This is a genomic window from Solibacillus sp. FSL K6-1523 (genome assembly GCF_038005225.1).
GTDB lineage: Bacteria > Bacillota > Bacilli > Bacillales_A > Planococcaceae > Solibacillus.
In genome coordinates this window covers 1,865,630-1,891,911 of record NZ_JBBOSU010000001.1, presented here as the reverse complement: position 1 = coordinate 1,891,911, position 26,282 = coordinate 1,865,630, and the positions used below count along the sequence as shown (strand labels likewise).

General features: G+C 36.4%; 24 protein-coding genes and 1 tRNA gene. 5 read left to right on the top strand and 20 right to left on the bottom strand.

The window, feature by feature from the left end; genetic code table 11:
- Positions 1–17: 17 nt before the first annotated feature.
- The 4 genes from MHI10_RS08975 to MHI10_RS08960 all read right to left on the bottom strand — a co-directional run bounded on the left by MHI10_RS08975 (position 18) and on the right by MHI10_RS08960 (position 3,419).
- Positions 18–314 carry a hypothetical protein gene (locus MHI10_RS08975; protein WP_340784774.1) on the bottom strand — a complete coding sequence of 99 codons (297 nt, stop codon included), beginning with the start codon at positions 312–314 and terminating at the stop codon, positions 18–20.
- An 86-nt stretch (positions 315–400) separates the two neighbouring features.
- Complete coding sequence (locus MHI10_RS08970; protein WP_340784773.1) at positions 401–1,441, bottom strand: DUF1835 domain-containing protein; 1,041 nt, start codon at positions 1,439–1,441, stop codon at positions 401–403.
- Between the two features lie 151 nt (positions 1,442–1,592).
- Positions 1,593–2,003: a VOC family protein gene (locus MHI10_RS08965; protein WP_340784771.1), complete on the bottom strand. Its 411-nt coding sequence runs from the start codon at positions 2,001–2,003 to the stop codon at positions 1,593–1,595.
- Between the two features lie 147 nt (positions 2,004–2,150).
- Positions 2,151–3,419, bottom strand: a complete 1,269-nt coding sequence (locus MHI10_RS08960; RefSeq protein ID WP_340789192.1) for a M48 family metallopeptidase — start codon at positions 3,417–3,419, stop codon at positions 2,151–2,153.
- Between the two features lie 172 nt (positions 3,420–3,591).
- Between MHI10_RS08960 and MHI10_RS08955 the strand changes: the two genes are divergently transcribed.
- The 3 genes from MHI10_RS08955 (at position 3,592) to MHI10_RS08945 (ending at position 6,429) form a co-directional block, all read left to right on the top strand.
- Positions 3,592–3,810 (top strand): hypothetical protein, encoded by a 219-nt coding sequence (locus MHI10_RS08955; protein WP_340784770.1) that lies wholly within the window; start codon positions 3,592–3,594, stop codon positions 3,808–3,810.
- A gap of 129 nt (positions 3,811–3,939) precedes the next feature.
- Positions 3,940–4,012 (top strand) — tRNA-Val (locus MHI10_RS08950).
- 641 nt (positions 4,013–4,653) lie between these two features.
- Positions 4,654–6,429, top strand: coding sequence for an LVIVD repeat-containing protein (locus tag MHI10_RS08945; RefSeq protein WP_340784768.1), 1,776 nt, complete (start codon positions 4,654–4,656; stop codon positions 6,427–6,429).
- A 196-nt stretch (positions 6,430–6,625) separates the two neighbouring features.
- On the opposite strand, the gene MHI10_RS08940 is transcribed toward MHI10_RS08945, so the two are convergent.
- From MHI10_RS08940 to MHI10_RS08920, 5 genes are all read right to left on the bottom strand, one after another.
- Entirely contained in the window at positions 6,626–6,772 is a 147-nt protein-coding gene (locus MHI10_RS08940; protein WP_340784767.1) for a transposase, read from the bottom strand.
- Between the two features lie 211 nt (positions 6,773–6,983).
- Entirely contained in the window at positions 6,984–7,937 is a 954-nt protein-coding gene (locus MHI10_RS08935) for a transposase (RefSeq protein WP_340784766.1), read from the bottom strand.
- A gap of 459 nt (positions 7,938–8,396) precedes the next feature.
- Positions 8,397–10,625 carry a YcdB/YcdC domain-containing protein gene (locus tag MHI10_RS08930; RefSeq protein WP_340784765.1) on the bottom strand — a complete coding sequence of 743 codons (2,229 nt, stop codon included), beginning with the start codon at positions 10,623–10,625 and terminating at the stop codon, positions 8,397–8,399.
- 314 nt (positions 10,626–10,939) lie between these two features.
- Entirely contained in the window at positions 10,940–12,685 is a 1,746-nt protein-coding gene (locus MHI10_RS08925) for an amidohydrolase (RefSeq protein WP_340784764.1), read from the bottom strand.
- A gap of 847 nt (positions 12,686–13,532) precedes the next feature.
- Positions 13,533–14,426 carry an SDR family oxidoreductase gene (locus tag MHI10_RS08920; RefSeq protein WP_340784762.1) on the bottom strand — a complete coding sequence of 298 codons (894 nt, stop codon included), beginning with the start codon at positions 14,424–14,426 and terminating at the stop codon, positions 13,533–13,535.
- A 301-nt stretch (positions 14,427–14,727) separates the two neighbouring features.
- Between MHI10_RS08920 and MHI10_RS08915 the strand changes: the two genes are divergently transcribed.
- Positions 14,728–15,972, top strand: a complete 1,245-nt coding sequence (locus tag MHI10_RS08915) for an erythromycin esterase family protein (RefSeq protein ID WP_340784760.1) — start codon at positions 14,728–14,730, stop codon at positions 15,970–15,972.
- A gap of 118 nt (positions 15,973–16,090) precedes the next feature.
- Here MHI10_RS08915 and MHI10_RS08910 read toward each other — a convergent pair whose 3' ends face one another.
- From MHI10_RS08910 to MHI10_RS08890, 5 genes are all read right to left on the bottom strand, one after another.
- The gene (locus MHI10_RS08910) at positions 16,091–16,624 is read right to left on the bottom strand and encodes a hypothetical protein (RefSeq protein WP_340784759.1); all 534 of its coding nucleotides are present in this window, start codon (positions 16,622–16,624) and stop codon (positions 16,091–16,093) included.
- Positions 16,625–17,376: 752 nt separating this feature from the next.
- Complete coding sequence (locus MHI10_RS08905) at positions 17,377–17,808, bottom strand: cytidine deaminase (RefSeq protein WP_340784758.1); 432 nt, start codon at positions 17,806–17,808, stop codon at positions 17,377–17,379.
- A 157-nt stretch (positions 17,809–17,965) separates the two neighbouring features.
- Complete coding sequence (locus MHI10_RS08900; protein ID WP_340784757.1) at positions 17,966–18,643, bottom strand: VOC family protein; 678 nt, start codon at positions 18,641–18,643, stop codon at positions 17,966–17,968.
- Between the two features lie 435 nt (positions 18,644–19,078).
- Positions 19,079–19,465 (bottom strand): hypothetical protein, encoded by a 387-nt coding sequence (locus tag MHI10_RS08895; protein WP_340784756.1) that lies wholly within the window; start codon positions 19,463–19,465, stop codon positions 19,079–19,081.
- Between the two features lie 106 nt (positions 19,466–19,571).
- A complete protein-coding gene (locus tag MHI10_RS08890; protein WP_340784755.1) occupies positions 19,572–20,042 on the bottom strand; it encodes a DinB family protein in 471 nt (156 codons plus the stop codon).
- 67 nt (positions 20,043–20,109) lie between these two features.
- Here MHI10_RS08890 and MHI10_RS08885 point away from each other — a divergent pair, with 67 nt between their 5' ends.
- The gene (locus MHI10_RS08885; RefSeq protein ID WP_340784754.1) at positions 20,110–20,883 is read left to right on the top strand and encodes a Cof-type HAD-IIB family hydrolase; all 774 of its coding nucleotides are present in this window, start codon (positions 20,110–20,112) and stop codon (positions 20,881–20,883) included.
- 559 nt (positions 20,884–21,442) lie between these two features.
- Here the strand turns inward: MHI10_RS08885 and MHI10_RS08880 are convergent.
- The 6 genes from MHI10_RS08880 to MHI10_RS08855 form a co-directional block, all read right to left on the bottom strand.
- On the bottom strand, positions 21,443–21,673 hold the full coding sequence (locus MHI10_RS08880) for an acyl-phosphate glycerol 3-phosphate acyltransferase (protein WP_340784752.1): 231 nt from the start codon (positions 21,671–21,673) through the stop codon (positions 21,443–21,445).
- A 102-nt stretch (positions 21,674–21,775) separates the two neighbouring features.
- Positions 21,776–22,717, bottom strand: a complete 942-nt coding sequence (gene rnz, locus MHI10_RS08875; protein ID WP_340784750.1) for a ribonuclease Z — start codon at positions 22,715–22,717, stop codon at positions 21,776–21,778.
- A gap of 15 nt (positions 22,718–22,732) precedes the next feature.
- Positions 22,733–23,410 carry a hypothetical protein gene (locus tag MHI10_RS08870; RefSeq protein WP_340784749.1) on the bottom strand — a complete coding sequence of 226 codons (678 nt, stop codon included), beginning with the start codon at positions 23,408–23,410 and terminating at the stop codon, positions 22,733–22,735.
- Between the two features lie 317 nt (positions 23,411–23,727).
- A complete protein-coding gene (locus tag MHI10_RS08865) occupies positions 23,728–24,330 on the bottom strand; it encodes an alpha/beta hydrolase (protein WP_340784747.1) in 603 nt (200 codons plus the stop codon).
- A 257-nt stretch (positions 24,331–24,587) separates the two neighbouring features.
- Positions 24,588–25,124 carry an NADPH-dependent FMN reductase gene (locus tag MHI10_RS08860; RefSeq protein ID WP_340784745.1) on the bottom strand — a complete coding sequence of 179 codons (537 nt, stop codon included), beginning with the start codon at positions 25,122–25,124 and terminating at the stop codon, positions 24,588–24,590.
- Between the two features lie 88 nt (positions 25,125–25,212).
- On the bottom strand, positions 25,213–26,196 hold the full coding sequence (locus MHI10_RS08855; protein WP_340784743.1) for a ring-cleaving dioxygenase: 984 nt from the start codon (positions 26,194–26,196) through the stop codon (positions 25,213–25,215).
- Positions 26,197–26,282 lie beyond the last annotated feature (86 nt).

The following is a 26,282-nucleotide window of genomic DNA, read 5'->3' as shown; positions in this document are numbered from 1 at the left end:
ACTGCTTTTCTGAAACCTTAAGCCTCACTAATACCCATCGCTAACAATAATAAGAAAGCCAAAAATAGAACGAAGATATTTGCGCTTAACCCTACCAATCCAAATAATAATTTTCTTATGAGTCTAGTTGAAATCGACATAAAAATAGAAAAAACAGCGAGTATAATACCAATAATTGATAAAACACCGAAAATATTAATGATTAAATAAGCATCCGCATTAGGACCTCTTAATGCAAAAAATACAGTACCACTTACAATCACCGGCAAGATTGATAAAGCACCTAAAATTGTACTCATTTTGCTTTTGTCCATAATCATCGCCCCTTCATTGCTAAGTTTTTTACTGCATAAATCCTCGCTTTAGCAAATATTGCAAAATAGACTAAGTAGTTCATGCCTTATCGCATTTTAATACTGTAATATCTCATTGCCCTTGGAACACCTTCCATGTCAAATATGCCATCCACAATTAAACGTCTAACACGATATTCGATAAATCCATCGCCAACATATTGGTCCAAATGACCGATTACTTCACCAATGATTCTCGCTGATTTTATAAAGTCATTGTTTTTTCGCTCACTATGAGATTTCTTAACTGTTTGAATGATGTATTCGTCGTAAAAAGTTTCAGGGACATTCATTATTTTATGATCTTGCCAAATCCTTAACACTTCTTTTTTCTCACATAGTTGTTTCCATTGCTGTTCAAGCGTTTTCCGTTCCGCTTGCGTTAGGACGTTCCGATTTTTCTCCTTTTCATAAATTTGTTTGATTTGCTCATGTGAGATTTCCCCCGTGCTTCGTGGCGTAAAATCAATTTCGGGTCGATCAAAATAAGCTTTGTATGCTTCGTTTACATTAATGATAATGATATCGTTTGTTTTCTCTTTTAATAAATTGAGTACAAATCTTAAACCCGTTTGCTCATGTGAATTTTCTCCAGCCCAAATAATAATTGGGTGATGGGTTGGGATTTGATCAATGTTTAAAATAGTTTGTTCAAAGTTATCTTGATAATTGGATAGCACCTCTTCATCAATATTTATATGCATCCTTAACCATTCATATCGATAATCCATCCCTTGTGCGTTATGTAATTGCCAAATCGGACCGATTGAAAACAAATCGGAAAAAGTAATAATTTTTTCTTTTTGGTATAGTCCTAACTCTTTTAATGCCACTCTTAAACTACCCATCGGAGAATACCCAAATACAATATGAGTAGCTTCATATTGCGCGTCTTGATCATCGCGCGCCTTATTTTTTCCGTATTCTAATAGGTCATTATATGATTTATTTATATCTAAATAGAATTGCTGCTCTGAATAACCATTCCCTTCCTCAACAGCTTGTGCGCGGCAATAGAATAGAAATAATGCGGACTTCAATTCTTTTTCATCCAACTGATTAATCATATTTTTCATTTCATCTAACATTTCTCCAACCTCCTTATAGTAAATTTTACCACAAAGTTCCATTCGAATTAAACAGAAGAAATAATAGACAGAGAAAAAGCCGTGAATGTTGATTTTCAACAACAATCGCGACCTTTAGGATCATTTTTTGAATTAGTATTTCTGATATCATTTAAATCCCCTCAGTATTCATCAATACAATACGCCAACCATCAGGGTCCGCAATGGTCACACCATTTTCTTCCCAGTATGGATTTTCTGGTGGGATTTCAGGATAGCCCATATTAGCGAGTCGAGATTGTACAGCTTGAATTTGTGAGTTATCTGGCATATAGAAAACGAGTAAATTATCATTAGTTGGTGCAAGGCACGGACTTCCATCAACATGCTCAGTAAATTCTAAATGATACGTCGAATCCGGTAACCCTATCATAATACCCGTGTATCCGCGATGTCCTTTGAACTCTCCAATTTTTGTAAGCCCTAGACCCTCGCAATAAAATTGTTCTATCTGATCTAATTTATCAGTCGGTCGCGCAATGCGAAATTGTGCGATATGTAATGTTTGTGTCCACCGTTTCATCATCATTCCCCCTCCTTTCATTTTAATTAAAATGGAAGGAAAATACTTTACAACTTATGATTGAAATTAAGATGTTTCTCAGATAAAATGGAAACGCATCAAATCTAGGGTATGAAAGGGTTTGATGCGTTTTCAATTGATTCAAACCTAGTTCAATTCCTTTTCAGCTTGATCGGATACATTATTGATCCTTTCTAACATTGGTGGATGGGAGTAGCGAAACCATTTGACAAGTACTGATGGATTTACTTCGCCCAGCCCGACTTTGGTCAACTGTTGAAACGTCGAGACCGCAGCTTCGGGATTTCCCATTAGTTCCATTGCATATTCATCAGCTCGGGCCTCTTGATAGCGTGAAACTGCATTGAACAGTGGGCTTGAAAAGAATACTAGAAAAGATGAAATCAATAAAAACAATGGCAATGAATGAATATTGCTCATTTGTTTAATTTTTAATATCGGTCCATAACGTCTAATCATCCAAGGCATGATTTTTGCAATACCCCCTAGACCAATGAGTGTCATCAACAAGTAGACAATGATGTTTAGGTAAATATCCTTTTTCACGTAATGGCCCATCTCATGTGCCATTATAAAGAGTATTTCTTCATCCGTTAATCGGTTTAATGTCGTATCCCACAACACAATCCTCGAATTTTCACCAATCCCTGTTACATACGCATTTAATGCATTCGTCTTCTCTGACATATTCACTTCATACACATGATTTGAAGGTATATCTGCTTGCGCTGCGAGTGACAAAATTTTCGTCTCTAATGCTTTATCTTTGAGTGGAGAAAAATCATTGTATATGGGGTCGATCACGACTGGCTGGATGAACATAAGGAAAATTGAAAATGGCACAGTTAATGCCCATGCAAATAACCACCATCTCTTCGGACTTTTTTTGATGAGCCAATAGAGAATCGTAACCACGATAACGGACATCGCAAAAGCCATCCAAAAATCAATCATATTATCCCTCATCCATGAGGAAAAAGGCTGCGTACTAATGCCATAGCTTTTACTCAGTACATACCGGTAATAATCTAGTGGAAATTGTAGAACAAACAATAGAAGCGATAGAAAAAATAAATACTGTGCATTTCCCCAAATGGCCCATTTATGTTGGCTGGGGCTCCTTCCTTCGAACAAACATGAAATACCCGCAATCAAAATAACAAAGTAAAGCAACCATTCAAACGGCGTTGCGATAAAAAATAGGAAATTTCTTATTTTTGATAAATCCTCACTTAACACCAATTCCCGCGCTGTTAGAAAAGTACTTGGATCTGCTGCCGTTCCTTTCAGAGCGGCTGGTATCTCACTATTTTGGCTATGGAAAAAATAGAAATACATCGCCACAACGTACAGACCAAATGTTAGTACAGCAAGTAAACCCCATTTTTTCTTAATTTCTTCTCCACCTCAATTCATTCGATTACCCTATCCTATTATTGAAAGTCGGAAACTATTTTTCATTTTTTATTAATCTCCTTTTCTGACAGTTCTATACGCCTCGGATTCATCATAAATTGGAAAAAAGTTCACTCAATGTTTTAGTTGAGTTTATAAGGAGTGTATCAAAATGTTTGCAATTCATTTTTATGAAAAAAACATATCCGTACTAAGTCAATGTTTAAGACGTATACCAGAAGTCGATGAAAGTATCAGAATTAAAGGGCGGAATGGCAAGGTTGTAGATGTCATCCAAATTGAAGAAAATAAATATCAAGTCCAAGTGGTATTAGAGAAATTAATAAAGAAGGAACTATTACTAAAAGACGATAAAAAGAAAAGACGTTAGTGCATGAGAGAAATGGGCGATCATTCTATTTCGAAAGTAACATAAAAAGTTAAATTAGTAATTTCCTATGTACCCCTTCCAATTAAAATGCTATGATGATAAATAAGAACACGCTTTTTATCTTATTACGGTCTTGTAGCTCAGTTGGGAGAGCACCACCTCGACAAGGTGGGGGTCGCTGGTTCGAGACCAGTCGGGACCATCACGCTGAAAACCTTTATTAATAAGGGTTTTCAGCTTTTTTTATTCCCTAAATAAAACCTAAAACTGAAGTATTTTTACTGTTGCGTGTCGGATATGTGACGAATTATTTTAAAGCTCATTTTTCATTTAAAATAACGTTCGGGCAAGCGCTTTACATAACTCAAATTTAACACTGCAATTACTATGTAGTTATATGAAAAACAATACAAGATTAAAAAACAGCCCTCCACAGTTAATTGATATGCTCCCCATTTGATAATCAGATTTTATTTTTATATGTCTACCTAATGGGGAGCATATCATTACATGTCGCATGCCCATTTTAGAGGTGTTTTATATTGTCATATGAAATTAGGTTAGTCAACAGGAGGTTTATCTTGATCTAGTTTTATAACTTGTTTGAGATCTAATTTTAGCGTATAGGTAGGATAGAAGACTCAAATCCCATAAAGTTTCAATGTTCAAAAAATAAAAGTTGACACCACGTCATATATATAATATGTAGTATTTATTTAGTTCCGGAACAACTAAATTTTACAATTTTTCAGCTTCAAATTATTTGTCGCCTATACAATCTATATGTCTTTAGTAAAATGCTCTTATGATTTAAAAAATTCATAGATTTCTAGGGGGATTGCGTTGATAAAAAAATTTAAGTTACATCCTTTTCTGAGTAATTTAGCTCTTACCTTTCTTATGATGGGCATTATAATCTTCTTGCCTTTAGGCACTGCCTTAGCGAACGATGAAGCTAAAAAAGAAGAAAAACAGGAAGCACCGCGCACAGGTCTGAACAAAAATGCAGCTGATGCACCGCTGCCAAAGAAAAAGGAAGGCCCAACAAGGCTTTTACCCGGTGAACCTAAAGAGCCCGCGCCTGGCAGCTGGGGCTATGATGCGAAGACAGGGATTTTCACTCACCCAGCCGCAACACCGGATAATGAAGGTCCACAACCATTTGAAGGGAGTTTGCCTTATCTAGATCAAAATCAATATACGAAAAATATGAATGTAGAAGCATTCTATCCATACGTTATTGGTTGGGGACATAGCTGGCAAGCTACATTCGATCTAGACGGTCGTCGCTACTTATACGATCTTGAAACAGATATGTACAATGTATTCGATATTACAGATCCTAAAAATGCCAAGCGTATCGCCAATAAATTAATTGACACAGATAAGGGAGACAAACGGTTCGGTCCAATGACAGTAAAATACAATAAAAAGTTGGACAAAACAATTGCCGTTCAATGTTACGAAGTACCGCGTTATGGTGTTCTATCGAATAAATATAAATACCCTGAGCAAATAAAGGCTATTAAAGACAAAGAAATGCTGCGTGGATTCCGCATTTTCGAAGTCACAAGCCCATTATTTTCAGATTGGAATCTGCTATCTGAAACACCTTTAGATGCGAAAGCAAATGCAAGTGACCTTGTACAAGAAGGATCTGGCTGTCAAGACATACCTGTCTATGATGGTGGAGATTATTTATTTGTTGCAGGTGCACCTGATGATTCCTTCATCAATACAGAGTATAAAAGCTATTTATACTCTGGAGCACAAATGGCCTTTGATATTTCAGACCCATCTAATCCGAAACCTCTTTCTACTTGGTGGGTGCCAGGTCAACGTGTAGGCGAAGAAGAAGCTTATAACAAAAACCCCCGCGCTGGCAACAAAACAACATGGATGGGCGCTCGCATGCCGCTATTCATTCCGACACCTGTAGAAAAGGGTGGCAAGTACGGTTATGCAGCAATGGGTGGCTTTGGGTTTTATATTGTTGACATATCCGATCCGGCAAATATGAAAACGGTTTCACATATTGAGATGCCAATGAGTATTAGCGGTACTGAAGGGGATAATATTGACGTTTCCAAAGTCGAAAGCACGGGCATTGTTTACTATAGCGGCTATCCACTTAGCGAAGATTGCCATGAGCCTTATAAGGAAATTTACGCAATCGACGTCAACGATCCGCTTCAGCCTAAAATCATTAGTACGTTAAAACGCCCGACACCACCAGAATCAGCATCATTCACAGACTTTTGCCAACGTCGCGGCAGCTTTGGACCGAAGCGTAGCGGTTATGCAACCATTAATCCGGGTGTTCCGAGCGACCAATATATCCCTTACGCCTTCTACAATGCAGGTGTCCAAATTTTTGACGTAACCAATCCTACAGAATCAACAATTGAAGCATACTTTGTGCCGAAGATGTCTGGAGAAATTCCAAATGAAGATGGTACAACTACGACAAGCGATCATTCTAATCCGGTACACGGCATTTTCGTCGAATGGGATCGAAATTTAATTTGGGCATTTTCAAACCATGGCATGTATGTCCTATCTACACCTTTACTCGGTGACCCGGTCATCGGTTTACCGAAGCCTGTAGAGGAGAAATAACAAACGCATAATAAGTAAATTTAAAAAACCGAACGACTATTGAAAAGTCGTTCGGTTTCACAGTGTTGAAAAACAAAACTGTCAATGAAATCCAGTTGAACTTTAAACGGGATTTTTTGAATTTTCATCAAAATTCTTCTATAACTTTATATGTGAGATGGATTCCAACTTGTTGTAGTGAACGGAGCTTGGTCCATTACTTCGAGTTTTGAATGATGGCTGTCATCAAAACTTGTGTTTCTACTTTTTGAAGACCGCGGTATCTGGCGTAACGGGGATGACCGTGGTTTTCTTTACTTTGGGCAAAACTTAGTTCAATGGTTTGTGGCCGTACAACACTCAAGTTTTCCCCCTCCATGAAAATCGCATTTCTCTTAAATGGTCATATGTCGGTTGATGAATCGAGATTCTTAAGATCCGATTGGTGTCTTCTCTGAGAGCGAAAGGACAGTTGAAACAACTTCTCTTAGGAGCCTTAAACTCATGATAGCCTTGACGCGTCGTCGTAGAGTATGTGAAAGGTACGCCATTCGGACAACAGTAAAGAGTTTCCGTCACCTGTTTAAATTGAACTCTTTTACATTGAGGATGTTCTTTTGACCGCGATCGTTTATAGGGTACCGAAAAAAATTTTTTTCGGCGAATAAAGCCTTCGCACATGTCGCATTGTAATACCCTGCATCTAATGTAATTTCCTTTGCATAAGCCCCAAACAGTTTATTTAATTGATCGACTTGTCCAGGTAAGATTTTATGACCCGGAATATTAGCGGCTGTGACGTCTATCGCAATAATAAAGCCATGAAGTGTATCGACAATTCGATGTTCAAAATACGCAAACTGCCGCCGTTCAACGTGTTTAACAGAAAGCCGAGCATTGGCATCAATCAGACTAAAATTCGTTGAAGCATATTCGATTTTAGGTTCAGCTGGCTGTAACGCCTTCTTTCCTTGACGTGTGCGAAAGTCATTGATAGTTTCGAGGTCTTCTGATTTCTCTAGAACCATTTTTGGGACAATGAGCTTTTGGCGAAAGCGTTTATTCGCATTCGCTTTTAATTCTGTTTCATCCGCTGCCCACGTTTCCTTCGCGATAAAACTCTCAGCTTGAAGTGTAAGGAGTTGTGTATGATGTAGTGCTCGCCAAAAAGAAGCACCTTGTAGGCGTCCCCATAAAAAACGTGAAACGGTACTATGATGCGGCACCTTTTGAAATGGAGAAATCCCTAAAAACCAACGATAGGTCGCATTGCACTGGATTTGTTTACAGGCAAAGCGAACCGAACGAAAACCTTCTAGTCCCTGAATCACAAGAATTTTAATTAGAAAAAGAGGGTCAACAGTAGGACGACCCGTTCTTGTAGAAGAATAATAAGGTAAGAGTTTTTGACAAATCCACTGCCAATCGATGAGTTTGTCTAGTTGAATTAATTGATGACTGGAATCGAACATACATATATAAAACTGGCGATTTTTTTCGATTTCTTGACGTGAATGCATAAAAAACATAAAAGTCCCTCCAATTCATAAAAATTATGATTTGAAGGGACTTTACCCGAATTTTCACAGAATATCTATTGACGATGGCGTTTATCAACAGAATGCCAGTAAACGTTGATTTATCAATGTTTACTGGTTTTTCTTTTTGGGTGAATTCCCATCTTATACCTCTATTTCAAGATTTTTTCGAATTATTTAGTGTTTTACTTTGGATAGTTCGGTGATTAATAACTGCAATGTCATTATCCATTATGACTCTTACTTTCTAAGTGATTGATTTGATTTTGTCATTTAAAGCACTAATTAGGGTCCCGCTAACGTTTCTGAAATTTTATATGTTAAGAAAGACTGGTAGTTTTTTGTACATTATGTGTTGTATTTGTCACTTACAAATGTAATAATCCCCTTGCTATTAATCGGCAAGGGGATTATTACATTTATTGGACGCGTTGTTCGCCCATATACTTATTAATAGTTGTCAATCTGATATTCGTTCATCTTATGAGCTAAACGAATTGTCACTTGTGCTAATTGTGCATATGTTACTTCACTTTTTGGCTTCAGCTGATTATTTTCCGCTTCAAGTAATCCAATTGCATGCGCTAATGCAACATGGCCACGTAGTTCCTTATCTACTTGTGCAGCATCACTGTAATTTAACTCATAAATATCGCTATGTTGCGCTACTTTATTTAGCTTCAGCGTACCAATTACCCATTTTGCTAATTCCTGATTTGAAAGGGATGAAGCTGCATTAAACGTGTTAGTAGACCCTTCAAGCATGCCCATTTTCAATGCACGAGTTACATATGGATATAAAGCATGATCTGGCGCAATATCTGTAAATGTTTGATTCGTCGTTTCAAAGTCATCATATCTAGAACTATAATACATATACGTTACAGATTTCATTAAAATTTTTAGCGCTTCCTCTTTTGTAACATGCGCATCTGGATGGAATTTTTCATCTACCTCTAAAATACCTGCATGAATTAAATAATTTAATTCCTCCGCAGCTGTTGGATGCTTGATTGTCGGCTTATCTGAAATAACCATACCTAAAGCATCTAACCATTCCCCTGTTTTGGCATCAATGAAAGTATACGTGCCTTCATTTAAGATCGGTTGATATGCTAAGCTATAATGTTGATCATTTTCCACTTTTGGATGGTTTACATATTGTAAATCCAACTTTAATTGATCTTTCAATAAATTCGATGCTTCTTGTTGTGTCAAAATATCTGTTGCAGCTGGCCACTGAATATCATCATACGCGTTCACTTGCAAACCTAATAAGTTACCTGTTTTGGCATCAACATTTACTGAGATTTGGTCTCCTTCTACCGTTAAACCATTTACAATCCGTGGGAACATAAAGAAATAACTGTCATTATAATCCTGGTATAAGGCCTCATCTACTGGTAATGCATACTTATGTGCATAAGATGGTACCCATTCTTTCACATAGGCAATCGCCTTTTCTCTTGCCTGTTGTCGTGTTAATTCTACTACTGTATTACTATCATCATCTTGTACTTCGAGGTGATTTTTAATATCATTATAATTAATAATCTCACCCGTTGCTTTATCAATTATTAATTCTGTACCTGTCCCACCATTTCTATAGTGATACATATATTGAATGTTAAATACTTCCTTACCAGTCTCCGTTGTTTTTTCGTCAATGGACTCAATCGTTAGTTTTACACCTGGCTGATCTGTTGCAAGCAACTTCTGCGCCATCGCTTGTGCCTGCTCTGATGTTAAGTTTGGCTGTTTTGCCGCTAGTGATTTCGTCACAATTGGTGTAATCTTTTGATTTGATAACGTTGAGGATAGTCCTTCTGTTGTTAGCCATTCCCCCGTAAGAGCATGTACACCTGATGTAACCTGGCTATTCGGTTTATAAACAAGCTTTACTGTGTTATCCCCTGTTGAATAATCTGTTTCAACCTTGTATGACAACTGCGCTTTTAATGCATCCCGTAAACGATCGGCAATAACTGATTCATTTTGTATCTTGGATAAATCATCATACGTAAAATTATCTGTTACATTTTTTGTTTTATAATAAGATGATACTGTACCATCCCCTAATACACCTATATTAATAGTTTGATCTGAAATTGGTACACCCGATTTTTTCTTCATATACGTAAATGAGTATTGAACGGGTTGCGTTAAAATAGATGATGAATAATAATTGAATTCATTTGGTACAAGCTCATACCCTTCACTTTTATCGAACTTTTCAATAAACTTATTCGCCACTTTTTGAGCTTCCCCTTTTGAATATTTTGCTGGGAACAATACATCCTTTGAATTTATTGGTTGATAATAAAATTGTTCTAACTCTAACGTTTCTCCAACGAATGTAAAGCTTCCATATTCATTTTGATTATCAATGTTCTTTGAGAAATTAAGTTCATAACGCACCGTTGAGTCTTTAGGATGTGAGTAGCCTGTCCCCATACGAAAATCATTTTCGGTTACATTTGGAAATTCACTTGGAAATAGCTCTCGAAAACGCTTCATTAAATCATTTTTTGTTACCGTTGTATTCGTTTGCGCGACTTGAATTGGCAATGTCTCCATACGCTCAAATCCTAACGTAGAGGCGCTTGCCATTGGTGCTAATAAGCCAACAGATAACGCTGTTGCAGATAACAATGCACCCGCCTTTTTAAATGTGACCATTTTTTATCCCCCTATCTCTTTTTCGTAAAACATATGTTTACACTTCCATTATACACAATTTGGTAATTGAATGTTTAGTAATTGCAATAATTATCCATAACTTTAACGACTACTTTATTACACTAAAAAAAGGATGATCATTATTCAGTCATCCTTCTCCATTTTCTATTTCGTATCATAATCGAAATTAAAACTCAACAGATGTACCAACAATTTAGTAAAGTGCTGCATTTGAAATTCACTGATTTTCCAGTAAAGCTACCTACTAGCTATCCATGAAGTACTGATTTTGCGTTCCATGGCTTGCAAACGAGTTATTTATTATTTTTATAAACACTTTTCCCGTTAATAATCGTCTCTAATATTTTTATATCTTTTATTTTAGCTTGGTCAATACTTAATGGATTTTTTTCTAAAATAACGAAATCCGCATATTTACCTTTTTCAATAGATCCCTTAATGTCCTCCTCGAAATTTTGCCATGCTGCATCAATTGTTACGGCACGTAAAGCTTGTATCGGTGTGATTCGTTGCTCAGCACCTACCACCTCATTACTTCTTGTCGTTCGATTGACAGCAGACCAAACTGCTTGTAGTGGGCTCATTGGCGTAACTGGCGTATCCAAATGAATACTGAATTTAATGCCCCTATCTTCAGCGGATTGAAGTGGACTCATACGCGCAGCTCTTTCAGGACCCATAAATGTTTCCCAATGTTGATCTCCCCAAAAGTACGTATGCGACACATAGAAGGAAGGCGTTATTTCGAGTTCCTTCATAGCATCTAGTTGATCTTCTCTAGCCATTTGTGCATGCTCAATCCGGTGACGAGCATCATTGCGTGGAAATGCTTCTTGCGCTTTGCGATAGGCATATAAAATATCATCAATAGCTGCATCACCATTAGCGTGAACAGCAATCTGATATCCTGCCTTGTGTAACTCGATAACTTGTTCTGTTAATGCTTCACGACTTTGAATGGGATGTCCGCGATATTCAGGATCATCACCTGGAGGCACATGATATGGTTTATCAAGGTATCCGGTATATCCTTGGATGGATCCATCTTGCCATAGTTTAATTGGTCCGACTTTCAACAAATCATTACCAAATCCAGTAACAATACCACCTAATTCTACTGAAGATTTAGAAGCATCACCTAACCCTCCAGAACCCATAGAAGTGATTCTAATAGGTAAAATCCCCATTTTCGAATATTTTTGCAAATCGATTAAACCTTCTTTAGTTCCATGGGCGATGATAGAAGTTGTCACGCCAGCTGCTGTATATTGTTCGACGGCCTCTTTCACACTTTCAACATTTTGCTCAAATGAAACAGGCGGGATATGTTTGTTAACTAATTGCATAGCGCTTTCTTCCAATAAACCAGTTGGCTCTCCCGTTTCAACATCTCTCCATATTTTCCCTCCACTAGGGTCTGGTGTTTCCTTTGTTATCCCTGCTAGTTTAAGCGCCGCGCTATTAGCTACGACTAAATGCCCCGAAGTATGTGTTATCACAATTGGATGTTTGACGGATACTTTATCTAAGTCCAAACGAGAAGGATGACGTTGTTCTTTTATTAACGTTTGGTCGTAACCTCTCCCAAGAATCCATTCCCCATCTGCTGTATCTTTCAAACTTAATTTCAACACCTCAACAATATTTTCAATTGTTTCAATCGTTCCAACGGGTGGACTGTTTAAATTAGCGTAAACTAAATCATCTAATCCAGAGGTTGGAAAATGACTATGAGCGTCGATTAATCCAGGAATCATTACTTTCCCTTCCAAATCAATTGTTTTTGTATTTTGTCCAGCTAATTTACGGATATCTTGGTCAGTTCCGACTGAGACAATTTTTCCATCTTTAATAGCGACTGCATTAGCAGAAGGAGAGTCTGAATTCATCGTAATAATCGTCCCATTCCAATAAATGGTATCTGGTGCAAGTAGGTTAAGCTCACTTGGTAAAGTTCCATTTGAAGAAAAACCCATACATATGGATATTGCTAAAGTAAGTAGAAGCATAATCCTTAATTTTACATGTAATTTTTTCATCGTAACTCTCCTTTTCTCATAGACCTAGCATTCTTTTACGATAAAACTAGTAAAACTCCCTCCTTCATTAAGTACAAGATACCTTGTAGAAACAATTTAGTTTTTCCCTCTATTCATCCTCTTCAATTAATGGACCATTTTCTCATTGCAAAATGATATGAAAAAATAGAATTAAATAGGGTAAATGATTAAGTATATTCAATTTCTAGTCTACTTATGTTAAAAAGTTATAATTGATCCACCTAGTTTTTCATCCTTTTTTATAACAACAATACAAAAAAGCTGATCTTTATTATTGATCAGCCATTTTTTATAGTATTACTTCCTTTAATCAAATAAATGAATAGGTGTATAGAACGCTGTTAGAAAAGTAAACAAGTGGTCTGATACTCAGTCTGACCACTCGCTCAAATTTTTAAAATGGCATTGAGTTATTAGTGATTACTTAACCGTAAAAAGAACTCATCTCTTAGCACTCTTTTACACCTTCCTATTTTTATTAGTAGGTAGTCTTGTCTATTCATGAGTTCAACACTTCACCCGAAAAATAAATACTCATTTTTCAACAAATTTACTTTTTACAATCTAACCTCTTTAATAAAAAAAACGCACTCCTTATTAAAGAAATGCGCTCGATTGTTGAAGACTGTTATTAAAGAAAAGTATTAAGATGTCTCCTACAATTGGATACAAAACACCAACTGTAGGAGGCACCTTATCATTTATTGCGTTTCACATTATCAATGCTGAAGCTGTTAGTCCACCTATTACGAGTTCCTGTACCGAAAAAAGATGGAGTGGAACATCGCTGAATTCGAGCGTGGTGTTTATTGACTCACCCTTTAAATTACAAGTCAATCTGCTCGCCACCTGTTACCCCGTAAATCTGACCAGTGATATAACTTCCTTCATCGGAGGCCAGAAGAACGTACACCGGTGCAAGCTCTACTGGCTGTCCAGCACGGCCAAGGGGTGTATTTTGGCCAAACTTAGGGATTTGTCCTTCCAATTGTCCGTGATCCAACTGCAACGGCGTCCAAATTGGTCCTGGCGCAACTCCATTAACACGCACCCCCTTAGATGCAAAGTACGAGGAAAGGTTTAATGTAAAGTTGCTTATCGCACTTTTTGTAGCGGCATAATCCATTAAAGCTTTGGACGGATTGAAAGATTGAACTGATGAGGTAGTAACAATCGCACTTCCTGGTTCCAAATACTCTTCGGCAGCTTTTACGGTCTCAAACATGCTGATGATATTTATTTTGAAGGTATCCTGCACTTGTTTGATTGCTAAATCACTTAAGGTTGGTTGTGCAATTTGTTGCGCAGCATTCAATACTAGCGTGTCCAATCCGCCAAAAGCTTCCACTGTTTTTGTAACAATTTCAGTCGCTGTGCCATCTTCCCGCAAGTCATATGGTAGCAGTAATGCTTTTCTGCCTGCTTTTTCAATTAACTCCTTGACTGCGTTCGCATCCACTTCTTCTCCAGGGAAAAATTGGATTGCTACATTTGCTCCTTCACGCGCATAGGCAATGGCAGTTGCACGGCCAATTCCTGAATCACCACCAGTAATTAAGGCATTGCGCCCTTCCAAGCGATTGTATCCTTTATATGATTCTTCTCCGCAGTCAGGTTTAGGTTTCATTTTATTTTGTAACGCTGGAGTGTTCTGCTCTTGATCCGGGAATTTTCCTGTATAAAATTTATTACGTGGATCGTTTAGATGTGGGTTTCCCATCGAAATTCTCTCCTACCTCGTTTAATTTTTATAGCCAAAGAATAAAAAGTTTAGAAAGGCTTTTAACGCACTTTGCAAGCTTTCACAAACGATTTCCTTTTACATTGCCCCTATGAACATTACTTTAAACAGCTTCAGAGTTATTCCCTTTTTAAACATACTAAAATGGAGTTAAAACTTCATTCTGATTACTTTCAAATAATTAGTAAAAAAAGCAAGATTGGTTTTTGTCATTTCATTTCATAGCTTTACATTAATTCGTTCATAATAAAGAAACATTCATTTTCAAAAGGAGTTTCTTATGACGAAAAAATTAATTCAGGCAATTTCTGAACATTCCCTGCCATTAAACGATGCAAGTTTAAATAAAATTGTGGAGGCAATTGGAGACGCGAAAATTGTGATGATTGGCGAAGCATCCCATGGAACATCTGAATTTTATACGATTCGTGCTGAGCTTTCAAAAAAGTTAATTGAACAAAAAGGTTTTCAACTCATTGCTGTAGAAGGAGATTGGCCATCCGCTCAAGCAGTGAACCGATATGTAAAGGGCTATAGTGTGGAAGGTGAAAACATAAAAGATATTTTAATGACAGCTTTCCATCGTTGGCCAACGTGGATGTGGGCAAATGAAGAAGTCGCAACCTTTGCGGAATGGCTAAAAGAGATCAATCGAAATCGCGAACAAAAAGTCGGCTTTTATGGGATCGATTTATATAGCTTATTTGAATCCATTGATGAAGTATTAAAGTTTTTATCGAATAATCCAAAGTACCAGGTTGATTTAGAGCATGCAAAAAAGGCTTTTACTTGCTTTGAACCGTACAATCGGATGCCAGAACATTACGCCCTTTCCACAGCTCAATTTTCTGATGCATGTATTAGCGAAGTTGCTACCTTATTACACGCATTACGAAATCATGAAGAACATTATTCGAGTAGGCAGGAAGAAGATTTAAATGTTGTGATGAACGCACTCGTAGCCAAAAATGCAGAGGCATACTACCGAGAGATGATGTCAGATGGGAAGTCGTGGAATACGCGCGATTATCATATGGTGGAAGCGATTCATGAATTACGCAACTATTACGGAGAAGAATCAAAAATCATCATTTGGGAACATAACACACATATTGGAGATGCTTCTGAAACATCCATGAAAAATGAGCAACTGATCAATGTCGGCCAAATTATTCGAGAGCAATATGGGAAGGAAAACACCTATGCCATTGGTTTTGGCACATATGAAGGCACTGTCATTGCTGCCGATAGTTGGGGGGATCCTTTAAAAATCATAAAGGTCCCACCTGCACCACTAAACAACTGGGAAGGTCAACTCCATGCAGCAAGTCCAGAAGATAAAGTATTATTATTTAATGATAAAAATAGAGCGTTATTTAATGAGTGGATTGGTCACCGCGCGATTGGCGTCGTGTATAATCCCGATTTTGAAGCTTACGGAAATTACGTCCCTTCCAAAGTTGGGAATAGGTACGATGCATTTATTTACATCGATCAAACGAAGGCTTTGAAACCTTTGCAATGATGACAATCAAGAAATAACACCTCAAAAGTACTGTTTACTTTTGGGGCTTTTCGCTGCGATGATCCAAGTGTCCAACTTTCACCTTTTTATAGAATTCTATATGACTTTGTATACTTTATTAATCCCAATAATTAAACACTAAATCCCCTACCGTGCGTGACCAAAAATGATTCATAAAACGAATTTCAACATCCTTAAGATCGTTTTCATTCAAAAGGATATTATCACTATCAAGAAGGTCAACATTATCAAGCGCATCCTCATAGAATAAAATTTTACCACTATCTTTAGCTTGACGTATTAAGGGCTCCTCTAATGCCCGAACTGTTAATACCTTGTAGCGATTTTCAAATAGTGTTTTCAATACAGGTTGGTCAATAAAATCTAAGTCCCCAATCGAACAGTTATTTGCAAAAGCTATATAATCATACATATCGTTATAGAAAATGTAAAAACATTCCCTATCAATTTTCACATGAGCATGAGTATAACGAACATCAACATCCGGCTCATGCCATTCTAAAACACTGCCTTTTAACTGTTGCACATACGAATAACAATGCTTTTTAAATTTGGCTCTACATGCATCCCAATCGCGTTCAAGTGTTAAATCATTTTCAGTAAAACCTGTTACTCCTCGTTTTAAAATCATGCCTATAAAATCCTCTTATACAATATAATTTCACCTATTATAATAACCTGCCAAACTGGTGTGTGGGTACATTTTGAAATATGGAAGCACATGTTAGTTTAATAGAAAGGTGAATAGATTCTATCTGTATCAGAATCAATTACGAAATCAACTTTCAAATTAATATTATATGGGATTTTTTTGAAATTATAAAGTTTACAAAATACATCGGGAATTTCTCTTGTATGTCTAGCTTGCTTTTTCGTTTGGCGATATTTTTGCTGTAGTTGTTGTTTAGTACATATTTCACCTATTAATAATACCTGTTGATAAAAGCCATCAATTTCAATAATCAAATTTATCACGACCGTTTGCTAATCAGTCATATAGCTTAGAATTTCTTATTATTTTAACATACATCGGCATTGTTCATCGGGCGCAAAAAAATAAAACTATGACTTTGCTAACTTAATGTCGGCAAATTTTATAATTCCAGACCAAATGATGAAAATTATGAAAGCGTTAATAGCTAATAACGAAAAGTCAAAAAACAAATTATTTTTTCCTAAATTAAATACTTGAAATATTGATATCATCTTTTCACCTTTATATTGAATCCAGCTAAATGGAAATCCAAATATGAATGCGATTACTAAGCAAACTAAAATCCTTTTATTTTTAGTCACTGTATTCTCTCCCTTTTCAGTCTGATTAAATGTGTCAGGTGCACGAAACAATAAAACCTTGCTTATGCTAAAGCCCTACTAATAAAGTCATTCAATATCACTTGTATATTTTTCAGGTAGTAATTGCATGACATTACACTTTACTAATTCACCTTTATAAGGGATAATCACATCCGTATCTTTCCCATAATCACTTATTAGCTCGCGGCACATCCCACACGGTGCAACTACCCAACATTTTTCTATATTCTCGTGTGGATGAGGGTGAGCCACTGCAACAATTGTTGCAAATTCATGATCTCCCTCAGATATGGACTTTCCCATAGCCATTGCTTCGCCACATACTGTAATTCTCCCTACGTTTGCTTCAACGTGTACGGCAGCGTAAATTTTACCCGATTTCGTCCTTACCGCTGAACCAATGTGATGTCGTTCGTATTTATAGTTTTTTTCAATTACTTTTTCTGCTTCCTTAATCAATTCATAATCTGTATTGTCTAATGGTCTTACTTTTAACATATTAATTCTCCTCTCACTACTTTTTACCTTTTAGAGTTGTTGCAAAATTATCTATATTTCAAGCTCACTCTACATCTGACCTTACTACAAATACTTCCGTAGCTATTTTTTCACTCACTTTATAAAGTGAACGGGCTCTTTCTAGAAGAACGCCCATTTAATTATTAATATAAAACTCACCTTTATCATTTACACCTAATACAGTGCCTGAATCTAACGTAATTTCTATCGGAAAAACTTTAGAAACCTTATTAGAAAACAACCACCTTCTATTAGGTCCGGCTAATAATAAATATACCTTTGTCTTTTTATCACTCATAAAAGACAGAGACGTGCTCATAATTTCTGAATCACCGCGCTCTACAATATGATTGTTTATCATTTGATTTGCAACAGCCATTTTATCCGGCACGATTAAACTCATTTCTGAAAGTTTTTGAATGCTGTCTATAGAAAATGGATGATTACTTGGCGGATTGTCTTCTAATCTCGCAATAAATTCAATAATATTACCTGAAGGATCTTCAAAATAAAATGATTTGGCAACGGAAAAAGCAAAATAAATTTCGTCTGTTCCATCTTCAGTTAAAAGATTCGTTTTATTTTTAATCCAATTTTTTGCCTCTTCAAATTGATTCGAAGGAATGTCGCATGCAAAATGGTAATAAGGCATTCCAATTACCTCTTGATCATTAAATTCAATTGAACTCTTACCTAACGTAATTCGAAAACTATTTGACGTTTCGTTCTCTATGGAAAAGCCTAAAATTTGTTCATAAAATTCCTTCATCTCTTTCAGTTTTTCTGTTTTCAACTTTGCATTGATGATATCCATCAGCTTTATCTCCCTTAGTCATTCTTTTAATAAAAAGTTACCGTATTATCTAAAAGGATAAAATTGGACTTTAGAATGAAGAACTTTTCTACAATTGGGCTGTTATTAAAGTGGAATTTAGAGTTTTGATTTATCCTAATAGTGGCCGGTTGGTTGTACAGAATGCACAAAAAATACAAACGAAGCTAAATGATAGATATTAAAGTTTTGTAGGGTTTAAAAAAATATATATTTTATAAGGCTTCCAATAATTATAAGGATTATGAGTATAAAAAATCCTTTAAAAGTAAATCCAGTTGCCATGTTCTTTTCCGGAATCCAAGGCAGATCTTTCTCTCTACCTCTCTCGTCTCTTTTAATAAAATTCACTTCCTTTACAATATTTAATCTATCTCGATAGTTTAATGAATTGAATATTAAATCCTTAACATAAAATTATCGGTCAACAACTAAAAATTTATTATCTTTTATGGTGTAAGTACCGTGTTTCCTTGAAAGTACAACGGTTTTGACTGCATGTTTTTTATTCGCAAATACCAATAAAAAACGGTCATCTAGCATATCAATTCCACCATTATTCCCTTTAAAGTTTATACCCATTGATTCTTCAATCACTTCGTCTGTTGTATAAGGCCCAAATAGACTGACCGCCTTCCATTTGAAATCAGTTACCTCTGTTAAATCAATTTGCGTTTCTCCTTGTTCTAAGAGGTTGTCAATTTCATTCGCTAAAACTGTATCTTGACTCGCTCGATTTCCTAATAAAACAGCAGCTATACCTATAACAGCAATAATACAAATTACAAAAATCACCTTTTTCATAAGACCTCCAACCACCTTATACAATTAATATTTTTTCGGGGACAAAAAGATAATCAATGTACCCGATGCATAAACAATATTAGCGCAAATCAAAATATCTACAGCACTAATCATAATTTCTTATAATCAAATCAGATGAAATAGGTTTAAGCTGTAACTCTCTAGCCCAAACAGATAATTGCCCAATGTGATGAATTTCATGTGTAATCATATGAGATAAGATCTTTTTTTGAGTAAAGTGTAAAAGAGTACCATCCCGACGTTTTACTTCAATAATTTTATTTGCATATCCTGAAGGAAATTGTTGAAGGAAACATTCAGTATGAGATTTAACAAAAGCAGCATATGCTTTTATATCATGTAAATTGTTAATTGTATTTCGATTTTCAAAAATTATCTTATTTTCAACTATTGAATTTAGCCACAGTAGCTCACAATCGATTATATGTATGAATGTTTCTCGAATACTTTTCATTCCACCTATACGTTCTTTGTGAAATTCTTCTTTAGATATTGTTTGACACCAATTCAGCCAATCTTCACGTACTTGCCAATTATAATAAAATAAAGATAACATTTTTCACCTCATTGGATTAGAATAATATGGAATATAAAGAAAAGTATAACTTATTAGGGGTGGTAAGGTGAAGTATAAAATCATATTTTTTGACGTAGATGGTACCATTACAAATTATAAAGACGGCACGATTCCACAAAGCACAAAAATAGCAATTAAAAAGCTGTTATACAATGGATTTAAAGTGGTAGCAGCAACGGGTAGACCTTTATCAATGTGTGAAGAAATTGCCGAACTGGGGGTAGAAACATTTATTACTGCTAATGGTGCCTATGTTACACATCAAGGAGTGTGCATACATAAAATTGTATTACCTTGCGAAACCGTTCATACGTTTAACAAATTTGCTGCCGAACAACAACATGCACTTACTTTTTATTCGGATACTTTACATATAAATGAGGTGCGAAATCCTAAAGTACAGCTGGCGCTTTATGAAACATTGAGGTTGGAGGAATTTCCACCTATTAATACGGAAGCACATCTGTCCGAGACGTATTTACTCTGTTTGTTTGTTGATGAAAAAGAAATTGAAAAGTACAAGAAAAAGTTCCCTGAAATCCAGTTCAAACGTTGGCATCCCTATATTGTGAATGTACTTGAAGAAGAGGTTTCAAAGTCTGTGGCAATCAAAAAAGTGCTAAATTATTTCGGAATGACTAAGGAAGAGGCAATCGCTTTTGGTGATGGAGAGAATGACATTGACATGTTAGAATTTGTAGACTTAAGTATTGCGATGGGAAATGCAAATAAACGATTAAAGTCCATTGCTAATTTTGTTACGAAAGATTCTAATGAAGACGGGATTGAGTGGGCTTTAAAGAAGTATAAATTGATTTGATTTTAAATCGATTATTAAAATGATTAATGGGGGAGTATATATAACTGCTATTGATTTATATCTATTCAGAAAAACGTTACCGAATTAGTGTTAAATAACAAAACTCGGTTCTCCAACTCTTTCGATTGTAAAGTAAGTAGTTAGAATAGTACACCCGATTAATAAGCACAATCAACACATAATTTTCTAACTATTAAGAAACCATTTGGATGATTTAGTCGTCGTTAATAACAAAGAATAGAAAGGGGCGATATTATTGGGTTTTTGGTACTTTCTACTATTATTTATAGGCCTCTTTTTAATAATTAGGGCACTTATAAAACGACCAATCAATATTTTCAAAAGATTAACGACTTTGTTATTAGGCGTTTGTATGATTGCTTTCTCATTGTTTATGTTCCAAGATGGCAGTGCAGAATTTGTAGATAACGTATTAAAGTCTCTTAATATTAATTTGTAGGAATGATAAAATTTAGTTATTTGAAAACAAAAGGAATCCTATGTATGAAAAAAATCTTACACGGGACCCCTTTATGCATTCGTTCCAAACGAATATGTATTATAATACGCCTGCTTTAATTCGTTTGGCGATGCTGAATGTTGTATAAATTGAAATCGGTCCAAGTATCGCAGCAATAATAAGCCACATTGTTAACGAGTCCGTTGCTTTTAACTCAGCTAAGTTCGTTCGAATGAATACGACAACACCGAATAGTAAAATATAGCTCATCACATTTGGAAAGATGACGAGTAAACGAAGAAATTTTGGTGAAATTGTTGGTTGTTGCATAACATACATCCCCCTTTTCTCTATTATAACGGAATTATGCTATCATTTACTATGTTTTTCTAAAGATTCTTGCAAAATAGAATCATCCACCATCTTCAATCGCTACTTTTTCACGATCACTTCATTTTGCTTCCAATCTACTTGCTGTTGGTCATGCGCGATGAACGTATTGGGGAATACATTCTGTGCTTCTTTTAAAAATCGAGCTAAATCCTTCTCTAAAAAGCGTGCACTAATATGGTTTAAAATAAGGGCTTGTGCATTCGCCTCTTTCGCGATTTGAGCAGCCTCAGTATTTGTCGAATGGCCATATTGTGCAGCTAAATGAATAGTTGCATGATCAAATGTCGCTTCATGAACGACAATATTCGCTTCATGAGCAAGAACTTTCGCATTTTCACAATACTTTGTATCCCCTAAAATTGCCACAGTAATACCATTTTGCGGCGATGACGTAACATCCGTGCTATGCACAACCGTCCCATTTTCCAACTCAACATCATTTCCCGCTTTTAATTGTCCAAGTAACGGTCCTTTTGGCACGCCTAATGCAATCGCTTTATCGATCAATAACTCACCAGCTAATGGCTTTTGCTCAATCCGATAACCGAAACATTCAATGACATGCTCCAGAGGCATCGCTTTTACGATAAATTGCGCATCTTCAAAAACAATGCCCTCTTCCACCTCTTCAATATGTAATTCATAAGTCAAATGTGTTTTTGTCAGCTTTAATGTTTGCTCGAGCCATTCCTTCAAGCCTTTAGGTCCATAAATCGTAAGTGGCTCTTCCCCACCTAAAAATGAACGTGAGCTAATAAAACCTGGTAAGCCAAATATATGATCCCCGTGCAAATGGGTAATAAATACTTTATCCACTTTTCGCGGCTTAATCGTCGTATGGAGTATTTGATGCTGTGTGGCCTCCCCGCAATCGAACAACCAAATCGAGCCGCGTTCCTCTAGTAATTTTAGGGCCATCGCACTCGTATTTCGATCCTTTGAGGGCATTCCTGCGCCCGTTCCTAAAAAATGCAGTTGCATTCTATTCACTCCAACCTATTGTTCATTTCGTAATAATTTCTCAATTGCATTAACAATCGCTTCATCTTTCATTTTAAAATAGCGAATTAAATCCTCGCTTTCAGGATCAATTTTCACTTGTGTAACCGGACCATTTTTATGCAATAAGTCTAGCCCTCTTTGTGCTTGAGCTAAACGCTTTTTGCCTTCAAATTTTGCGGGCATCGTTGCGATAACCTTTGTGTCTATATGAAGCTTATGCGCTAGATTTGCCACATACGGCGCAACTGCTGAACTAACCGCCCCACCTAAACAAGCAATGATGACAATGGATTTATAATTTTTTAAAATTTGTTTCATTTCTTGTTCATATAATTCCGCGCGCATTAATGTTTTTTCAAAATTACTATTGCCAAATTGTTCTTCCGCCGTTGTAAAGAACAGCATTTCCCCTTTTTCACCATGCATATAATCCGGGATGTTTTGGAAATAATTTGCTGTTAATTCGGCCGCACTTTCGATTACGTGCGTGCTCTTTTGTTCATTTTTCCAGTGTATTGCAGCCTCAATAATTTTTGCTCCACGCTCTGCTTGATAGTCCGTTTTATGTGTTTCAAAAAGAACGATTGGAATTGGCCGCGTAAATTGCTGTCGATAATATTCAGCAATGTTAATACCCGCTGAGCCAAATAGGATCAATGCCTGTTTTTCCATAAATTCGCCTCCCTTTTCCCTATTATAAATGTTTTTTTCAGAAAGACACAACTTGTACAAAATTATGATGGATTTATACACATTATGAAAGGATTAGATTAATCTAAATAAGTTATCGCAGTCTATCTGCTGAACTGGATGGCTCTATCCGTCACTTTTCGAGTTTTATCCAACACTTTTTAACTTTTATCCGTCACTTTCCGCTTTTTATCCGTTTCCAACCCGAAAAAGTCTTACGAAACGCAAAAAACTATTTTGATTGTTACACCAAAACAGTTTTAAGAAATCCATTATGAATCTATCATCCATACAAACTATTAATAATTTGCTTCATACCAAACCTTTGCTTTTTGCACTTCATTCATCGTTAATTGATGGCCATTTGTTTCCCACTCTAGTGTCACATCGGCACCCGCATCCGTTAAGAATTTTTCTAAATCCATTGCTTCTTCTTTTGTACAAAGTGGATCATTCACGCCAGCCGCAATAAACACTTTCGTACCTGTTTGACTTGGCAATTTCGCATCACGATTTGGAACCATAGGATGATGTAAAATCGCACCCTTTAACGTATTTTCATAGTTAAATAATAAATTCGCTGCAATATTCGCCCCGTTAGAATAACCAATCGCTACAACATTTTGACGATCAAAGCCGTATTGTATCGCTGCGTCATTCAGAAATTCATGGAGTTCTTTCGTACGGAAAGCTAAATCCTCCATATCAAAAACACCTTCAGTTAAACGACGGAAAAATCGTGGCATCCCATTTTCTAAAACATTACCGCGCACACTTAATACAGCCGCTTCAGCATCAACAATTTCCGCTAAAGCTAGCAAACTATTTTCATCTCCACCTGTTCCATGAAGTAAGAACAATACCGGTTTTTCTTTATTTCCCTCTTTATAAATATGTTGCATTTTACATAACCCCAATCATCTATTATGAGTAAGAAGCCATTTGATGATCAAATGGCTTCTTAACTTAATTCAGCAGAGGTCCCTCCTTCTATATGTGGAGGATGAATACCAAATATACAATTCTATTCAGTGGCGATTCAAACCCTAGCTGAATCAAGTTAAGCCCCGGCGGATGTCACAGATTTTTTAAAGGTGTTTTTCGAGCGAACTCGAAAAAATCTGGACACAATTACGCCAAGGCGTAATTGATTTTGTTATTAGCGAATTGTTTTTAAAGCTGTTGACCAAGGAATTACTTGATCTAACATTTGATTTACTGAATCTGCTTGCACTTCTTTTGGTTTGAAATCTGTTCCGTTTTCAAAGTCTGTAAATAATGATAATGCTGGGTGTACACGAACATCTGCCACTAATAATTCACCTAAAATACCGCGTAAATGTTCCGCTGCACGCGCACCACCTACTGAACCGTAAGAAACGATACCCGCTGCCTTATTATTCCACTCATCACGTAAATAATCCAATGCATTTTTTAATGCGCCTGTAATGGAGTGATTGTATTCTTGTACGATGAATACAAAACCGTCTTGTGCGCCAACTGCTTTTGACCATTCTGCTGCGCCTGGTGCATCTGCCGTACCTAAAAACGGTAAGTTATAATCTGCAATATCAATAATTGTATAGTTCGCATCGCCGCGCTTATCAGCAATTTCTTTTACCCAGTTTGCTACTTGTGGTGAAACACGTCCTTGTCGAGTTGATCCAATAATAATACCGATGTTTAATTTAGTCATTTGTTTTTCCTCCTGAATTTCCGTTGTTTTTTTATTGAATAAATTTTTGATAAATCCCACTGTTCAGTCTTCCTTACATTGTTTATTTTCATTCATACTCTTTTTCGAATTCTTTCGTTGAGCGCACTGTATCAATTGGGCGAACAACGCTCTCAATATAGTCACGTTTTGACTCTAGGAATGGTGGTAATGATAAAATTTCTCCTACTGTTTCATAAGGTTCATCCCCCATGAATCCTGGTCCTTCCGTTGCCCATTCAAATAAAATACCTTGTGCGACACGTGCGTATAATGACTCGAAGAAGAATCGATCTACATAACCAGATGTACCAAAACCAAAACTTTCTAAACGATTAATCCATTCATGTAATACAGCCGTATCTTCTAATCGGAATGCAGCGTGATGGACCGTACCGTAACCTTGACGACCTTGAGGCAATACCGTGTTATGCTCGACAATTACCGATGCACCATTTCCACCTTCTCCAACTTCAAATAAATGAAGTGAGCCTTCTTGAGCCGTTTCACGCATGATCATTACTTTTTCAAGTACCTCTTTGAAATGGTCAAATTGTGCAATACGGATGTGTACAGGTCCTAAGCCTGTAATCGCAAATTCAAGTGGAATCGGCCCCTTTTGCCATGGTGTACCCGATTCGATTCCTTTATTCAATTCATCCGAAATAAACATATATTGTTGGTCATCAAAGTCTACGAAAGATAATGATTGTTTGCCAAATTGTGTTTTAATTCCTGTATGCGCAACGCTTAAACGATCAAAGCGTTTTACCCAGTAGTCAAGTGCTACATCTGTAGGCACTCGGAATGCAGTTTTATATATTTCATTCGTACCATGTACCCCTTTAGGAATACCTGGAAAATCGAAAAATGTCATATCTGTACCAGCAGATCCTTTATCGTCTGCGAAAAATAAATGATACGTTTGAATGTCGTCTTGGTTCACTGTTTTTTTCACTAAACGCATACCTAAAACATTTGTGAAAAAATCATAGTTCTTTTCTGCACTGCTCGTAATGGCTGTTACATGGTGAATTCCTTTAATATGGTTCATTCTAACCCCTCCGTTACCTTGAATTCGAGATATAACCTCAAAAAAATCAATTTCGCCTTGGCGTAATTGCGTCCAGATTTTTTTCG

Excerpts from the sequence above, each read along its gene's own strand:
- MHI10_RS08975 (WP_340784774.1), bottom strand. The coding sequence starts at position 314 with ATGGACAAAAGCAAAATGAGTACAATTTTAGGTGCTTTATCAATCTTG.
- MHI10_RS08970 (WP_340784773.1), bottom strand. The coding sequence starts at position 1,441 with ATGTTAGATGAAATGAAAAATATGATTAATCAGTTGGATGAAAAAGAA.
- MHI10_RS08965 (WP_340784771.1), bottom strand. The coding sequence starts at position 2,003 with ATGAAACGGTGGACACAAACATTACATATCGCACAATTTCGCATTGCG.
- MHI10_RS08955 (WP_340784770.1), top strand. The coding sequence starts at position 3,592 with ATGTTTGCAATTCATTTTTATGAAAAAAACATATCCGTACTAAGTCAA.
- MHI10_RS08935 (WP_340784766.1), bottom strand. The coding sequence starts at position 7,937 with ATGTTTTTTATGCATTCACGTCAAGAAATCGAAAAAAATCGCCAGTTT.
- MHI10_RS08930 (WP_340784765.1), bottom strand. The coding sequence starts at position 10,625 with ATGGTCACATTTAAAAAGGCGGGTGCATTGTTATCTGCAACAGCGTTA.
- MHI10_RS08925 (WP_340784764.1), bottom strand. The coding sequence starts at position 12,685 with ATGAAAAAATTACATGTAAAATTAAGGATTATGCTTCTACTTACTTTA.
- MHI10_RS08920 (WP_340784762.1), bottom strand. The coding sequence starts at position 14,426 with ATGGGAAACCCACATCTAAACGATCCACGTAATAAATTTTATACAGGA.
- MHI10_RS08915 (WP_340784760.1), top strand. The coding sequence starts at position 14,728 with ATGACGAAAAAATTAATTCAGGCAATTTCTGAACATTCCCTGCCATTA.
- MHI10_RS08910 (WP_340784759.1), bottom strand. The coding sequence starts at position 16,624 with ATGATTTTAAAACGAGGAGTAACAGGTTTTACTGAAAATGATTTAACA.
- MHI10_RS08905 (WP_340784758.1), bottom strand. The coding sequence starts at position 17,808 with ATGTTAAAAGTAAGACCATTAGACAATACAGATTATGAATTGATTAAG.
- MHI10_RS08900 (WP_340784757.1), bottom strand. The coding sequence starts at position 18,643 with ATGGATATCATCAATGCAAAGTTGAAAACAGAAAAACTGAAAGAGATG.
- MHI10_RS08895 (WP_340784756.1), bottom strand. The coding sequence starts at position 19,465 with ATGAAAAAGGTGATTTTTGTAATTTGTATTATTGCTGTTATAGGTATA.
- MHI10_RS08890 (WP_340784755.1), bottom strand. The coding sequence starts at position 20,042 with ATGTTATCTTTATTTTATTATAATTGGCAAGTACGTGAAGATTGGCTG.
- MHI10_RS08880 (WP_340784752.1), bottom strand. The coding sequence starts at position 21,673 with ATGCAACAACCAACAATTTCACCAAAATTTCTTCGTTTACTCGTCATC.
- rnz (WP_340784750.1), bottom strand. The coding sequence starts at position 22,717 with ATGCAACTGCATTTTTTAGGAACGGGCGCAGGAATGCCCTCAAAGGAT.
- MHI10_RS08870 (WP_340784749.1), bottom strand. The coding sequence starts at position 23,410 with ATGGAAAAACAGGCATTGATCCTATTTGGCTCAGCGGGTATTAACATT.
- MHI10_RS08865 (WP_340784747.1), bottom strand. The coding sequence starts at position 24,330 with ATGCAACATATTTATAAAGAGGGAAATAAAGAAAAACCGGTATTGTTC.
- MHI10_RS08860 (WP_340784745.1), bottom strand. The coding sequence starts at position 25,124 with ATGACTAAATTAAACATCGGTATTATTATTGGATCAACTCGACAAGGA.
- MHI10_RS08855 (WP_340784743.1), bottom strand. The coding sequence starts at position 26,196 with ATGAACCATATTAAAGGAATTCACCATGTAACAGCCATTACGAGCAGT.